Here is a 13824-nt window from a genome sequence, read left to right as displayed (position 1 = left end):
GGACCACCCCGTCCGAGGTTGGCCGAGGAGAGAAGGCGTGATCCTTACCGAAGACCAGACGGCGATCCGCGACGCGGTGCGCGACTTCGCGCAGGATCGCATCCGACCGGCGAGCTCGGGCTACGAGGTCGCCGGCGGGTATCCGCCTGAGCTCTTCAGGGAGCTGGGCGGGCTCGGCATGATGGGCATGACCGCTCCGGTCGAGGCCGGCGGCGCCGGCGCCGATTACGTGTCCTACGCGCTGGCGCTCATCGAGGTCGCCGCGGCGGACGGGGCGCTCTCCACGATCGTATCCATCCAGAACTCCATCATGGTGACCGGTCTCCTGAAGGACGGATCGCCCGCGCAGCGCGACCGCTGGCTGCCGAGGCTGGTCTCCGGCGAGGCGATCGGCGCCTTCGCGCTGACCGAGGCCGACGCGGGGTCCGACGCGGCGGCGATCCGCACCCGCGCGGTCAGGGTCGAGGGCGGTTGGCGCATCGACGGCTCGAAGCAGTTCATCACGTCCGGGCGGATCGCGTCGGTGGTGATGGTGATCGCGGTGACCGACCCCGAGGCCGGACGGAAGGGCATCTCGGCCTTCCTCGTGCCGACCGACACGCCCGGCTACTCGGTCGACAAGGTCGAGCACAAGCTCGGCCAGGCGGCGTCGGACACCTGCGGCATCCGTTTCGAGAACTGCGTCGTGCCGGACGACGCCCTCCTCGGCGACGAGGGTCGGGGCTACTCGATCGCTCTTTCGAACCTGGAGGCGGGTCGGATCGGCATCGCGGCCCAGTCGGTGGGCATGGCGCAGGCCGCGCTCGAGACGGCCGTCGCCTATGCGCGGGACCGCAGAAGCTTCGGCAAGCCGATCCTGGAGCACCAGGCGGTCGGCTTCCGCCTGGCCGATCTGGCGACCAGGCTCGAGGCGTCCCGTCAGCTGGTGCTGCACGCCGCCGCCCTCAAGGACGGCGGCCAGCCGGCGCTGCAGGCCGCGTCGATGGCCAAGCTGTTCGCCTCCGAGGCCGCGGAGACCATCGTGTCCGGCGCCATCCAGACGCTTGGCGGCTACGGCTACCTCGAGGAGTTCGGGCTCGCCAAGATCTACCGGGACGTCCGCGTCTGCCAGATCTACGAGGGTACCTCGGACGTCCAGCGTATGGTGATCGCCCGTGGCCTCTGACGCCGCGACGAAGCCCGGATCGCCGCGGCGGCGGGCGCCGTCCGCCGCCCGGCACGCCCGACTGGTCCGCTCGCCTGCGGCCGACCGATATTCCAGCATGAAGGATCAGACACGATGAACATCGACGGCATGGCAGCCATCGTGACCGGCGGAGCCTCGGGGCTCGGCGGCGGAACGGTCGAGCGCCTCGTGCGGCGCGGGGCGAAGGTTACCATCTTCGACCTCAACGCGGAGCTCGGCGCGGCGTTGGCGGAGAAGGTGGGAGGGCACTTCGTCCGCGTCGACGTCACCGACGAGGATGCGGTCGCCGCCGCGATCGCCGAGGCTGAGGGCGTCAACGGCAAGGCGCGCATCCTCGTCAACTGCGCGGGCATCGGCCCGCCGGCCAAGGTCATCGATCGGGACGGCAACCCGCTCCCGCTCGCGTCCTTCTCGAAGATCGTCACGATCAACCTGATCGGCACCTTCAACGTCCTCTCGAAGTTCGCGGCCGCGCTGCACGCCGCCGAGCCGGTCGGCGAGGAGCGCGGCGTCGTGATCAACACCGCCTCGGTCGCCGCCTACGACGGGCAGATCGGTCAGGCGGCGTACGCCGCGTCGAAGGGCGGCGTCGTCGGCATGACGCTGCCGATCGCGCGCGAGCTCGCCCGCTACGGCATCCGCGTGATGACCATCGCACCCGGCATCTTCTGGACGCCGCTCCTCGCCACGCTTCCGCAGGAGGCGCAGGACAGCCTCGGCGCGCAGGTGCCGTTCCCCTCGCGTCTCGGCCAGCCCGACGAGTACGCGCAGCTGGTTGAGTCGATCGTGACCAACCCGATGCTGAACGGCGAGACGATCCGTCTCGACGGCGCCATCCGCATGGCGCCGCGATGAGCGGGACAGGTCCCGCGCCCTCCGCGCGCGCCGCCGAGATCGGCGCGCGGGTCGAGGCCTTCGTCCGCGGCACGGTCGCGCCGTACGAGCGCGATCCCCGCCGCGACGCGCACGGGCCGAGCGACGAGCTCGTCGCCGAACTGCGATCGAAGGCGCGGGAGGCCGGCGTGCTCACCCCACACATCCTCGCCGACGGCAGCCACCTCGACCAGCGCGAGACCGCCTACGTGCTGCGCCAGTCGGGCTTGTCCCCGCTCGGCCCGATCGCGGTGAACACCGCGGCACCTGACGAGGGCAACATGTACCTGCTCGGCAAGGTGGGAAGCGACGAGCAGAAGCGCCGCTTCCTCGATCCGATAGTGCGGGGCGAGGCGAGATCCGCGTTCTTCATGACGGAACCGGCCGAGGACGGCGGTGCCGGGTCGGACCCGTCGATGATGCTGACGACCGCCCGGCTCGACGGCAACCACTGGGTGGTCAATGGCCGTAAGGCCTTCATCACCGGTGCCGAGGGCGCGCAGGTCGGCATCGTGATGGCCAAGTCCGACGACGGCGCCTGCATGTTCCTCGTCGATCTCCCCGATCCGGCCATCACCGTCGAGCGCGTCCTGGACACGATCGACAGCTCCATGCCCGGCGGCCACGCTGTGGTCAGAATCGAGAACCTACGGGTGCCAGCCGACCAGATGCTCGGCCAAAGCGGCGAGGGCTTCAAGTACGCGCAGATCCGGCTGGCGCCGGCGCGGCTGTCGCATTGCATGCGCTGGCTCGGCGCCTGCATCCGCGCCAACGAGATCGCGACCGAGTACGCCTGCCGCCGCCACGCGTTCGGCAAGCCGCTCATCGACCACGAGGGCGTCGGCTTCATGCTGGCCGAAAACCTGATCGACCTGAAGCAGGCCGAGCTGATGATCGACTGGTGCGCGGGGGTGCTGGACGCGGGCGCCCAGGGCGGAGCGGAGAGCTCCATGGCGAAGGTGGCAGTGTCGGAGGCATTGATGCGAGTCGCGGACCGGTGCGTGCAGACGATGGGCGGCACCGGGGTCACGGGCGACACGATCGTCGAGCAGGTGTTCCGTGAGATCCGCGCCTTCCGCATCTACGACGGCCCGACGGAGGTCCACAAGTGGAGCCTCGCCAAGAAGATCAAGCGCGATCGGAGGGAGGCGCGGTGAGCGGCGACCACGTGACTGTCGCTCGCGAGGGCCGCCTGACCATTGTCACGATGAATAGGCCCGCCTCGCACAACGCCCTCAACGCGGAAGCCCACGAGGAGCTCGCGGCGGCCTTCGACGCATTTGCGGCGGACCCGGACCAATGGGTCGCGATCATCACCGGCGCGGGCGAGAAGGCGTTCTGCGCGGGTCACGACCTCAAGCAGCAGGCGTCGGGCGGGGGCATGGCGACGCCGCCGTCGGGTTTCGCCGGGCTGACGTCGCGCTTCGACTTGGCCAAGCCCGTCATCGCGGCGGTGAACGGCGTGGCGATGGGAGGGGGCTTCGAGATTGTGCTCGCCTGCGACATCGTCGTCGCGCGGGCAGGTGCCTCCTTCGCTCTGCCCGAGCCGCGCGTGGGCCTGGCCGCGCTGGCGGGCGGCCTGCAGCGGCTGCCGCGCAATATCGGGCTGAAGCACGCGATGGGCATGATGCTCACCGGGCGCCGCGTCAGCGCCGAGGAGGGCCTGCAACTGGGGTTTGTGAACGAGGTGGTCGATGGCGACGTGCTCGGCGCGGCACGGCGCTGGGCGGAGGATATCCTCGCCTGCAGCCCGATGGCGATCCGCGCGACCAAGGAGGCGGTCCTCCGGGGCCTGGACGAGTCGACCAACACCTTCCTGGAGCATCAATGGGCGCTGCCCGCCATGGCGGCCATGCTGAAGTCGCAGGATGCAGTCGAGGGCCCCGCGGCGTTCGCGGAGAAGCGGACGCCGGCATGGAGCGGACGATGACGACGAGCGCCCTCGACCAAGACGCCAATGCCGGCACCACTCCGGTGCGCGACGCTCACCGTTTTGACGAGGCCGCGCTCGCCCGCTGGATGGCGGAGAACGTGGCCGGATACTCGGGGCCGTTGACGGTCGAGCAGTTCAAGGGCGGCCAGTCGAACCCGACCTACCGGCTCTCCACGCCCGACCGGGCATACGTCCTCCGCCGCAAGCCGCCCGGCGCGCTCGTGAAGGGCGCGCACGATGTGCTTCGCGAGGCGCGGGTCCTGACAGCGCTCGCGGACACCCCGGTGCCGGTCGCGCCGATCCACGGCGTGTGCGCCGACGACGCGGTGATCGGGACGCCCTTCTTCGTCATGGGACTCGTCGAAGGCCGCATCTTCTGGGATGCGACCTTCCCCGACGTACCGACCGCGGAGCGCGCGAGGTACTTCGACGCGATGAACGCGACGCTGGCGGCGCTGCACACGGTCGACCCGGCTGCGGTGGGGCTTGCCGACTACGGCCGGCCCGGAAACTACTTCGCACGTCAGATCGCGCGCTGGACGAAGCAGTACGAGGAGGACGCCGACGCGGGTCGCGACCCGGACATGGACGCGCTCGTCGCCTGGCTCCCGGCCAACGTGCCCGCGGGGGACGAGACCGCGATCGTGCATGGCGACTTCCGCTGCGACAACATGATCTTCCATCCCTCCGAGCCGCGCATCCTGGCGGTGCTCGACTGGGAGCTGTCGACGCTCGGCCACCCGTTGGCCGACTTCGCCTATCACGCCATCATGTACCGCATGCCCTCCAACATCGTGGCGGGGTTGGCAGGGGCCGACATCGACGCGCTCGGCATCCCGTCGGAGGTCGAGTACGTGGCGGCATATTGCGCCCGTACGGGGCGCGAGACCATCCCCGACTACGACTTCTACGTCGCCTTCAACTTCTTCCGGCTCGCCGCGATCTTCCACGGGATCAAGGGGCGCGTGATCCGCGGCACCGCCGCGTCCGAGCACGCCCGCGTGCGCGCCGAGAGCTTCCCCCGGCTGGCGCGGCTCGCCCGCGAGGCGATGGAGACCTGCCGATGACCGCAGTCACGCTCACCCGTCACGGCGCGGCGGCGCGCATAGCGCTCGACCGCCCGGATGCCGGCAACGCCATCGATCCGACCCTGGCGGAGGAGCTGGCCGCCGCGGCCGACGCGGTCTCGTCGGACCCGTCGGTGCGCTGCGTCACCCTGACGGGCTCGGGGCGGCTGTTCTGCGCCGGCGGCGACGTCGGCGCGATGGCGGCGGCCGGCGGGAACGCCGCCGCGTTCCTCTACGCGCTGGCCAGCAGCCTGCACGGCGCGATCGTCACCCTGGCCACCATGGAGAAGCCGCTTCTCGTCGCGGTGAACGGCCCGGCGGCCGGCGCGGGCCTGAGTCTCGCGCTACTCGGCGACGTCGTGCTCGCCGGTCGCTCCGCGCACTTCACGGCCGCGTACACTGGCATCGGCCTGACGCCCGACGGGGGGATGAGCTGGCTCCTGCCGCGGATCGTGGGCCTGCGACGCGCCCAGTCGATGATCCTGACCAACGAACGCGTCTCCGCCGAGGAGGCGGCGCGCCTCGGTCTCGTCACCCGCGTGGTCGACGACCACGAGCTCGCCGACGAGGCCCTGAAGGTTGCTAACGCCCTTGTCGCGGCGCCGACCGCGGCCATCGGCGCCGCTCGCGGACTGCTGCTCCAGGGCGCGACCTCGTCGCTGGCCGAGCACCTTGACCGCGAGGCCGACACCATCGCCGCCGCGGGCACGCATCCTGAATCGCGCGAGGGGCTCTCCGCCTTCCTCGCCCGACGCCGACCCGACTTCCAAGGAGCCTGACCATGGCCGATGCCTATATCGTCGAAGCAGTCCGCACCGCCGGAGGGCGCCGCAACGGGCGCCTCGCCGGCATCCATCCCGCCGATCTGGCCGCCGTCGTTCTCGACGGGCTGGTCGACCGCATCGGCATCGACCCGACCGCGGTCGAGGACGTCATCATGGGATGCGTGACGCAAGCGGGCGAGCAGTCGTTCGCCTTTGGCCGCAACGCGATCTTCGCCTCAAAGCTGCCGGACAGCGTCCCAGCGGTGACGATCGACCGCCAGTGCGGGTCGTCGCAGCAGGCGATCCAGTTCGCCGCCCAGGCGGTAATGTCGGGGACCCAGGACGTGGTGATCGCCGCCGGTGCCGAAAGCATGAGCCGCGTGCCGATGTTCACCAACATGTCCTTCCACAAGAAGGAGGGGGTCGGGGTCGGTCCGGTGAGCGAGAGCATCGCCGCCCGCTTCGGCGCCGCCGAGTTCAGCCAGTTCGGCGGCGCCGAGATGATTGCGAGGAAGCACGGCTTCGATCGCGAGACGCTCGACCGCTTCGCGCTCGAGAGCCACCGCCGTGCCGCCGCCGCCACCGAGGCGGGTGCCTTCCGGCACGAAATCGTGCCCGTCATTGTCGACGGCGAGCCGCACCTCCGCGACGAGGGCATCCGCGCCGACGCCACCCTCGAAGGCATCGGGTCGGTCAAGCTGCTCCAGGAGGGCGGCGTCATCTCGGCCGCGAACGCGAGCCAGATCTGCGACGGGTCGAGCGCCGTCCTCGTCGTCAACGAGCGCGCGCTGAAGGCGCACGGCCTGACCCCGATCGCGCGGATCGTCGACATGACGGTCACAGCAGGCGACCCGGTCATCATGCTGGAGGAGCCGCTGTTCGCGACCGACAAGGCGCTGCGCAAGGCGGGGCTCTCGATCGCCGACATCGACCTCTACGAGGTCAACGAGGCATTCGCGCCAGTGCCGCTCGCCTGGGCTAAGCACGTCGGCGCCGATCCGGCGAAGCTCAACGTCAACGGCGGCGCCATCGCGCTCGGCCACCCGCTCGGCGCGAGCGGCACCAAGCTGATGGCTACGCTGGTCCATGCGCTTCGTGCCCGCGGCAAGCGCTACGGCCTGCAAACGATGTGCGAGGGCGGCGGCATCGCCAACGTCACAATCATCGAGGCGCTCTGATGGCGCTGCGCACCAGGATTACCGACCTGCTCGGGATCGAGCACCCGATCGTGCAGGGCGGGATGATGTGGGTCGGCCGTGCGGAGCTGGCGGCGGCGGTATCGAATGCCGGCGGTCTTGGCATCCTCACCGCGCTCACCCAGCCGAGCCCCGACGAACTCCGCCGCGAGATCGAGCGGTGCCGCGGGATGACCGATAGGCCGTTCGGCGTTAACCTGACGATCCTGCCCTCGGTCTCCCCGCCGCCCTATGCCGAGTACCGCCGCGCGATCATCGACAGCGGGGTGACCATCGTCGAGACGGCGGGACACCGGCCGCAGGAGCACGTTGAGGAGTTCAAGGCGCACGGTGTAACGGTCATCCACAAGTGCACCGCCGTCCGTCACGCCCTCTCCGCCGAGCGGATGGGCGTCGACGCGATCTCGATTGACGGCTTCGAGTGCGCGGGTCATCCGGGCGAGGACGACATCCCCGGCCTGATCCTGATCCCCGCCGCGGCCGACCGCGTGAAGGTGCCGATGCTCGCTAGCGGCGGCTTTGGCGACGCCCGCGGCCTCGTCGCCGCGCTGGCGCTCGGCGCGGAAGGGATAAACATGGGCACGCGCTTCTGCGCGACGGTGGAGGCGCCCATCCACGACGCGGTCAAACAGCTCATCGTCGCCAACGACGAGCGCGCCACCAACCTCATCTTCCGCCGCTTCCACAACACCGGACGCGTCGCCAAGACGAGCGTGTCCGACGAGGTGGTGGAGATCTCGCGGCGGCACGACGCCGTCTTCGAGGACATACGCCCGCTGGTCTCCGGTGCCCGGGGCAGGACGGCGCTGGAGACGGGCGATCTCGACGCCGGGCTGATCTGGGCCGGCCAGATCCAGGGCCTGATCCACGATGTCCCGACCTGCGCCGAGCTGATCGGCAGGATTGTGGGCGAGGCGGAGACCCTGATCGCCGGAAGGCTGGCCGGGCTCATGCCCAGGCTTCTGGAGGAGGCCGCCTGATGCCGACGATCATCGTTACGACTCGCGACGGCATCGAGCACGACCTGGACGCCGCGGCCGGCTCGTCGGTCATGGAGGCGATCCGGGACGCTGGCTTCGACGAGCTGCTGGCGATCTGCGGCGGTTGCTGCTCGTGCGCCACGTGCCACGTCTACGTCGAGGAGGGAGGCGCGTTGCCGCGTTTGAGCGCCGATGAGGACGACCTCCTCGACAGCAGCGACCATCGCACGGCCCGATCACGTCTATCCTGCCAGCTGCCCGCCGGGGCCGCCGACGGCCTTCGCGTGCGCATCGCGCCAGAGGATTGAGGATGACCGGCACCGGCGGGCCGCTGGTCGGGCTCCGCGTCATCGAGTTTGCAAGCATCGGGCCGGGTCCGCACTGCGCGATGCTGCTTGCGGACCAGGGCGCCGACGTGGTCCGGATCGACCGCGAGGGCGGCAACGGCTGGCCCAACCCGGTCGTTGACCGCGGCCGGACGGTCGTGACCCTCGACATCCGCTCGGACGAGGGGCGCGGGGCGGCGCTGGCGCTGTGTGACGAAGCCGACGTCGTCATCGAGGGCCTGCGTCCCGGCGTCATGGAACGGCTCGGGCTGGGGCCGGATGAGATGCTTGGCCGCAACCCGCGGCTGGTCTACGGGCGGATGACGGGATGGGGCCAGACCGGCCCCATGGCGCGGACCGCGGGGCACGACATCAACTACATCGCGCTGACCGGCGCGCTCGACGCCATCGGGACGCCGGGCGAGCGCTCGGTGCCGCCCCTGAACCTCGTTGGGGACTTCGGGGGCGGGTCGCTCTACCTCGCGTTCGGCATCATGGCCGCTCTCTGGGAGCGCGAGCGCTCCGGCCAAGGACAGGTGGTGGACGCGGCGATCGTCGACGGCGTCAGCAGCATGATGACGATGTTCGCCGGCCTGATCCCGTCCGGGCGCATCACCCTTGATCGAGCGCGTAACCCGCTGGGCGGCAGCGCGCCATACTATCGCACCTATCTGTGCGCAGATGGTCGCGAGATGTCGGTCGGGGCGCTCGAGCCGCAGTTCTGGGCGGAGGTCGTCCGCATTCTCGGCATCGAAGCCGATGAACCCGCGTCCCTGCAGCGGGAGGATCGGTGGCCCGAGGCGGCGACGCTCTTGGAAACAGCGTTTCGTTCGCGAGGCAGGAACGATTGGGTAGAGCGATTCCGTGGAAGTGACGCCTGCGTTGCGCCGGTGCTGACCCTTGAGGAAGCTATGCGAGACACGCACCTCCTGACGCGAGGAACCTACATAAATGATGGAAGTGCGACGTTTGCCGCGCCCGCTCCACGCTTCTCGCGCACCTCCAGAGCTTCATGCCCTGAGTCATCTGACTAGCAGCGTCGCAATGTGAAATGTAGGCGTTGCATTAAATGGGACCGCACGCTGCTCGAGATTGTGGGCACCAGGCAACATGCTGTTGAGGTGCGGTTGAATTCGGCCATCGGCTACGACATGCGCATTGCAACAGCGGAAAGGCGATTAGCGCCTGGGGGTAGCGGCATGAACGGGCATCCGCTTCCTGGCAGCTCCGATAGTCGCTGAATGTCCGGTGTTGGGTCCTAACTGCCCAACATCGGGCAGGTCACAGCATTCAGGTGGGGCGAGCCGGCGGGGCCGGCTCGCCGTTCGAGTCACGCCAGCATGCGCACGCCGGGTTCGCGGGGGTAGAAGCGTTGGCTGGCTGCGGAAATAAAGTTGGCGTCCAGCCCGGTAATGCCGACACCCGGTTCGACACCGGCCTTGTCGAGCAACGGCTTGGCTGCATCGCTGGCACCGATCGCCTTCAGGTGACCGAACGCGTCCATCGCGAACTGCACCGCCGCGGCCTCTTTCAGCAGGGCCTTGCAGCCTTCTTTCGAGACGATGATCGCGACCGCGTCGAAGATCTGGCTTGGCGTTCCGGCGAGCTGCCCATCCGCCTTGCGCTTCGATCCGTCGCTCAGGGTCGCGCCGCCGACCTTGGGCGAGACGAGGACGGCCTTGCCCTTTTCCGCCTCGACGGCGGCGACCACTGCGTCGATCGCGGTGGCGTCGCTGCCATCGGTAAAGAGGATGCCGACACTCCGCCCTTCCAGCGTGTCCTTCATGTTCTTGTGGATCGACAGCGCGTCGGACGGGGCCATGTCGACCGGCTCGCGCGCGGCCGGCGCCTTATCCGGCAGGTCGATGCCGAGCCCGTCTGCGACACGCTTTGCCAAGTCCTCGTCGACGTTGCGCAGGTTGGCGACCATCCGCGGCGGTACCTGCTCGAGCACACCGACCTTCGACAGTTCGAACACGAAGGACGATGCGATATGCGCCTGCTCGCTCTCTGTCTGGGAGCGATAGAACAGGCGTGCCTGGCTATAGTGGTCAGCGAACAGCTCGGCGCGGATGCGCAGCTTGTCTCCCTGCTCGTCTGCTCCGGTCGGCGCGTTCACCGTTGCGAAGCCGCGCTCGACGCTCTCACGCGGGCCACCATCCTCGCCGTGGGCGGCAAGGCTGTTGGGTTCGTAATTGGCGCGACCCCTGGGCACCTGGGTCTGCATCTTGCCGTCGCGCTGGAAATTGCCGAACGGGCAGCGGGGCGCGTTGATCGGAATCTGGTGGAAGTTGGTCGTCCCCAGCCGTGAATTCTGCGTGTCCAGATAGCTGAACAGCCGCCCCTGCAGCAGCGGGTCGTTCGAGAAGTCGATTCCCGGCACGATGTTGGTGGGCAGGAACGCCACCTGCTCTGTCTCGGCGAAGAAGTTGTCGGGATTGCGGTTCAGCGTCAGCGTGCCGATGATCCGCACCGGCACATCGTCCTCGGGGATCAGCTTGGTCGCGTCGAGCACGTCATAGGGCTGCGCCTCGGCAAAGGCCTGGTCGAACACCTGAATGCCAAGATCCCACTGCGGGAACGCGCCCGTGTCGATCGCTTCCCAAAGATCCCGGCGCTGGTAATCATTGTCGGCGGCCTGGAGCTTCAGCGCCTCGTCCCAAATCGTCGATTGCAGGCCGAGCCGCGGCTTCCAGTGGAACTTGACGAAGCTCGCCTTGCCGCCGGCATCGACCAGCTTGAAGGTGTGGACGCCGAACCCCTCCATGGTCCGGAACGAGCGGGGCAGGGTGCGGTCCGACATCGCCCACATCAGCATGTGCGTCGTCTCGGGCATCAGGCTCGCCCAGTCCCAGAAGGTATCGTGCGCGCTGCCCGCCTGGGGATAGGCGCGATCGGCCTCCATCTTCACCGAGTGAACGAGATCGGGAAACTTGATCGCGTCCTGGATGAAGAAGACCGGAATGTTGTTGCCGACCAGATCCCAATTGCCCTCGCGGGTGTAGAACTTGACCGCGAAGCCGCGAACGTCGCGCGGCGTGTCGACCGACCCGGCGCCGCCGGCGACGGTCGAGAAGCGGACGAACACTTCGGTCTGTTCGCCTTTGGTGAATACCGCCGCCTTCGAGAGGTCGCTGATGTCGGCGGTTGCCTCGAACACGCCGTGCGCGCCGGAGCCACGGGCGTGAACGATGCGCTCGGGGATCCGCTCATGGTCGAAGTGGAAGATCTTCTCGCGAAGGACGAAATCCTCCAGCAGCGTCGGCCCGCGAGCGCCGGACTTCAGGCTGTTCTGATTGTCGCTGATCGGCACACCATGGTTGGTGGTCAGCACCGCCGCGCCGTCGCCCGCGCGCTGATGGGGTTCGCCGCCGTTGCCGGTGGTGGTCGTCATGTCGCTCATGTGGGTTCCTTGTCCGCCAGCCGTGGCTCTCTGCCTGAACGAACCAGCGCGCCGAACGTCTCACCTGCGAATGCTTTGGTCGAAGGGGTGGGATTGAGGGCGCTTATGCCCCTTCATCAGCAAGAGCCCGATCTGCGCGGCACGATATCATTGCATTCGATGGCTGCTCAGGGGTCAACCTCGCGGCAGGTCGCTGTCTGCGACGCATCGGATCGTTACATCGCTCGGGTCTGTCGGGTCGAGCAGAAATATGCCCGCGTCGCGATTGGCCGCCAGCCAGGCGACGTGCTCGGCGCTGATCCGCTGGCCCGGGACGAGGCGGGGCACTCCCGGCGGGGCGGGAGCGATGATTTCCGCTGCGATCCGTCCCGCCGCCTCTTCCAGCGCGATCGCCTCGACAGCTCCGAAGAACGCATCGGCGGGTGGTGCCGCCATCTCCGTCGCCAGTGTCTTGATCCGGGGAGCATCGGCCGCGGCCGCGAGCGTCAGGTCGCCGGCGCGAAGGCGCGTCACGCAGTCCAGCAGACCCTTCGTCAGCGCCCGCACGTCGCGGGTGGTCGTGCCGACCGAGACGACGGCGAGCAGGTGGCGGGCATCGGAGAGGCCGACGCAGAGCCGGTGATGCTCGTTCAGCCAGTCGTCGATCGCGTAGCCCGAGATGCCCAGCGCCGACACGTCGATCAGGACCTTCGTGGGGTCGAGCTGGCATCCCGACGGGATGTCTTCCTCGGCGAGGACACGCAGGCCGTCGATCGCGGCCAGCCGTGTACGCAGGTCGGAGGCCCGCTCGATCGTCGCGCGCCACGTCTTCTCGCCATCGACGGCATGGTCGCGCCGGGCGGCGTCGAGGCTGGCCAGGATCGGCACCGAGGGACTTGTCGTCTCGTAGAGTTCGTAGGCCATCCACAGCCGCTGCCGGTCGACAAGTTCGCCGCGTGCGAGCAGCGCCGACCCTTGGGTCAGCGCTCCCATGGTCTTGTGCATGCTGTAGACGGCCACGTCCGCACCTTTGGTGAGTGCATCGTGCGGCAGCGCCTCGCAGAAGGCGAAAGCGCCGCCCCACGCGGCATCGCAGATCAGGGGCACACCGCGCGCGTGGCAGAGGTCGGCCAGTGCAGCGATGTCGCTGGTCACGCCGTAATAGGTCGGCGACACCAGGACGAATGCCTTGGCGCCGGGATTAGCATCGAGTGCGGCGGCGAGCGCGGCCGGATCGACGCCGTGCTCGACGTCCCAGCTGTCGTCGACGATCACCGGCACTATGCGCGCGTCCAGCCCCGCCGCGAGCGCATGCGCTCGCTCCGCCTTGTGGACGTTGGCAGCGAACAGAACGGTGTCGCCGGCGCGGGCAACCGCGGCCAATGCCATGTGGAGGCTGAGCGTCGATCCGCCGGTGACGAACCGGCAGAAATCCGCGTTCCACGCCTCGGCCGCGATCTCATGCGCCCGCTGAACGACATGGGCACCCTCGGTTCGGTCGTCGAGCCCCTTGGGAGTGATGATATCCGCCTGGAAGACGCGCGAGCCGAGCAGCTTGCGCAGGTCTCGTGCGGCACTGCGACCCAGATTGTGGCCGGGCGCCCCGAAGCCGCGAACCGGCCGGTGCTCCATCCTCGCCAGCGCCTCGAGAATGGGGGTTTGCTTCTGATCCATGCAGCGGAGAACGCGCGACAGCGCAGGATGAAGCGAGATGACGAGATTTGATTGTTCTGCAGATTTGCGCCGCTCGTATGACCGGGAGTCTGCGTCAGGGATGCAACGTTATGATATCGAACGGCTGGGAGCGTCGGCGTCGGACTCCGGATCTAACGGTCTGCCCCCGTTTAAACGAGGGCAGTACCATTGTATCAGTCTTCTTTATGGCCCGTGCCGGGTTCGGTGGTCTTGGGAGCTTTGCCGTCCTCGACACGTCCTTCGTTCCGCAGGTCGCGCCCTTCCTGAGCCTTCGCCTTTCCTTCCGGCGTGTCCTTGTGTTCGTTCATCTCTTCCTTGACGAACCCGGCAGCTTCTTTCGCCTTACCCTCGATGCTCATACTCGGTCCTTTCTTTGACGCACGATCAAGTGGTTCGACCTAAACCGTCCAAATTGTAATTCG

General features: G+C 68.5%; 13 protein-coding genes. 10 read left to right on the top strand and 3 right to left on the bottom strand.

Translation table 11 applies throughout. From position 1 onward, the window contains the following. Positions 1 to 40 precede the first annotated feature (40 nt). The 10 genes from Q5H91_RS06595 (at position 41) to Q5H91_RS06550 (ending at position 9359) form a co-directional block, all read left to right on the top strand. Positions 41 to 1165, top strand: a complete 1125-nt coding sequence (locus Q5H91_RS06595) for an acyl-CoA dehydrogenase family protein (RefSeq protein WP_305172839.1) — start codon at positions 41 to 43, stop codon at positions 1163 to 1165. Positions 1166 to 1279: 114 nt separating this feature from the next. Continuing rightward, a complete protein-coding gene (locus Q5H91_RS06590) occupies positions 1280 to 2041 on the top strand; it encodes an SDR family NAD(P)-dependent oxidoreductase (RefSeq protein ID WP_305172505.1) in 762 nt (253 codons plus the stop codon). Then, positions 2038 to 3216: an acyl-CoA dehydrogenase family protein gene (locus tag Q5H91_RS06585; RefSeq protein WP_305172504.1), complete on the top strand. Its 1179-nt coding sequence runs from the start codon at positions 2038 to 2040 to the stop codon at positions 3214 to 3216. The genes Q5H91_RS06590 and Q5H91_RS06585 overlap by 4 nt, the downstream gene beginning before the upstream one ends. Next, positions 3213 to 3989: an enoyl-CoA hydratase-related protein gene (locus tag Q5H91_RS06580; protein ID WP_305172503.1), complete on the top strand. Its 777-nt coding sequence runs from the start codon at positions 3213 to 3215 to the stop codon at positions 3987 to 3989. Before Q5H91_RS06585 ends, Q5H91_RS06580 begins: the two co-directional genes overlap by 4 nt. Next, on the top strand, positions 3986 to 5059 hold the full coding sequence (locus tag Q5H91_RS06575; protein ID WP_305172502.1) for a phosphotransferase: 1074 nt from the start codon (positions 3986 to 3988) through the stop codon (positions 5057 to 5059). Before Q5H91_RS06580 ends, Q5H91_RS06575 begins: the two co-directional genes overlap by 4 nt. After that, positions 5056 to 5838 (top strand): enoyl-CoA hydratase/isomerase family protein, encoded by a 783-nt coding sequence (locus tag Q5H91_RS06570; protein WP_305172501.1) that lies wholly within the window; start codon positions 5056 to 5058, stop codon positions 5836 to 5838. Before Q5H91_RS06575 ends, Q5H91_RS06570 begins: the two co-directional genes overlap by 4 nt. A gap of 2 nt (positions 5839 to 5840) precedes the next feature. Next, positions 5841 to 7001 carry an acetyl-CoA C-acetyltransferase gene (locus Q5H91_RS06565; protein ID WP_305172500.1) on the top strand — a complete coding sequence of 387 codons (1161 nt, stop codon included), beginning with the start codon at positions 5841 to 5843 and terminating at the stop codon, positions 6999 to 7001. After that, entirely contained in the window at positions 7001 to 7999 is a 999-nt protein-coding gene (locus tag Q5H91_RS06560) for an NAD(P)H-dependent flavin oxidoreductase (protein ID WP_305172499.1), read from the top strand. Before Q5H91_RS06565 ends, Q5H91_RS06560 begins: the two co-directional genes overlap by 1 nt. Then, positions 7999 to 8307, top strand: coding sequence for a 2Fe-2S iron-sulfur cluster-binding protein (locus tag Q5H91_RS06555; protein WP_305172498.1), 309 nt, complete (start codon positions 7999 to 8001; stop codon positions 8305 to 8307). The genes Q5H91_RS06560 and Q5H91_RS06555 overlap by 1 nt, the downstream gene beginning before the upstream one ends. 2 nt (positions 8308 to 8309) lie before the next feature. Continuing rightward, the gene (locus Q5H91_RS06550; protein WP_305172497.1) at positions 8310 to 9359 is read left to right on the top strand and encodes a CaiB/BaiF CoA transferase family protein; all 1050 of its coding nucleotides are present in this window, start codon (positions 8310 to 8312) and stop codon (positions 9357 to 9359) included. Between the two features lie 296 nt (positions 9360 to 9655). Here the strand turns inward: Q5H91_RS06550 and Q5H91_RS06545 are convergent, their stop codons facing one another. From Q5H91_RS06545 to Q5H91_RS06535, 3 genes are all read right to left on the bottom strand, one after another. Beyond that, positions 9656 to 11728 (bottom strand): catalase, encoded by a 2073-nt coding sequence (locus tag Q5H91_RS06545; protein ID WP_305172495.1) that lies wholly within the window; start codon positions 11726 to 11728, stop codon positions 9656 to 9658. 174 nt (positions 11729 to 11902) lie between these two features. Then, positions 11903 to 13381 carry an aminotransferase class I/II-fold pyridoxal phosphate-dependent enzyme gene (locus tag Q5H91_RS06540; RefSeq protein ID WP_305172493.1) on the bottom strand — a complete coding sequence of 493 codons (1479 nt, stop codon included), beginning with the start codon at positions 13379 to 13381 and terminating at the stop codon, positions 11903 to 11905. A gap of 194 nt (positions 13382 to 13575) precedes the next feature. Further along, complete coding sequence (locus Q5H91_RS06535) at positions 13576 to 13761, bottom strand: hypothetical protein (RefSeq protein WP_305172492.1); 186 nt, start codon at positions 13759 to 13761, stop codon at positions 13576 to 13578. Positions 13762 to 13824: the final 63 nt, after the last annotated feature.

Source organism: Sphingomonas aurea (assembly GCF_030678875.1).
Classification (GTDB): Bacteria; Pseudomonadota; Alphaproteobacteria; order Sphingomonadales; family Sphingomonadaceae; genus Sphingomonas; species Sphingomonas aurea.
This window is presented reverse-complemented; position numbering and strand designations above follow the sequence as displayed.

Coding starts and splice junctions, on each gene's coding strand:
- Q5H91_RS06590 (WP_305172505.1), top strand. CDS start 1,280: ATGAACATCGACGGCATGGCAGCCATCGTGACCGGCGGAGCCTCGGGG.
- Q5H91_RS06585 (WP_305172504.1), top strand. CDS start 2,038: ATGAGCGGGACAGGTCCCGCGCCCTCCGCGCGCGCCGCCGAGATCGGC.
- Q5H91_RS06575 (WP_305172502.1), top strand. CDS start 3,986: ATGACGACGAGCGCCCTCGACCAAGACGCCAATGCCGGCACCACTCCG.
- Q5H91_RS06570 (WP_305172501.1), top strand. CDS start 5,056: ATGACCGCAGTCACGCTCACCCGTCACGGCGCGGCGGCGCGCATAGCG.
- Q5H91_RS06565 (WP_305172500.1), top strand. CDS start 5,841: ATGGCCGATGCCTATATCGTCGAAGCAGTCCGCACCGCCGGAGGGCGC.
- Q5H91_RS06560 (WP_305172499.1), top strand. CDS start 7,001: ATGGCGCTGCGCACCAGGATTACCGACCTGCTCGGGATCGAGCACCCG.
- Q5H91_RS06555 (WP_305172498.1), top strand. CDS start 7,999: ATGCCGACGATCATCGTTACGACTCGCGACGGCATCGAGCACGACCTG.
- Q5H91_RS06550 (WP_305172497.1), top strand. CDS start 8,310: ATGACCGGCACCGGCGGGCCGCTGGTCGGGCTCCGCGTCATCGAGTTT.
- Q5H91_RS06545 (WP_305172495.1), bottom strand. CDS start 11,728: ATGAGCGACATGACGACCACCACCGGCAACGGCGGCGAACCCCATCAG.
- Q5H91_RS06540 (WP_305172493.1), bottom strand. CDS start 13,381: ATGGATCAGAAGCAAACCCCCATTCTCGAGGCGCTGGCGAGGATGGAG.
- Q5H91_RS06535 (WP_305172492.1), bottom strand. CDS start 13,761: ATGAGCATCGAGGGTAAGGCGAAAGAAGCTGCCGGGTTCGTCAAGGAA.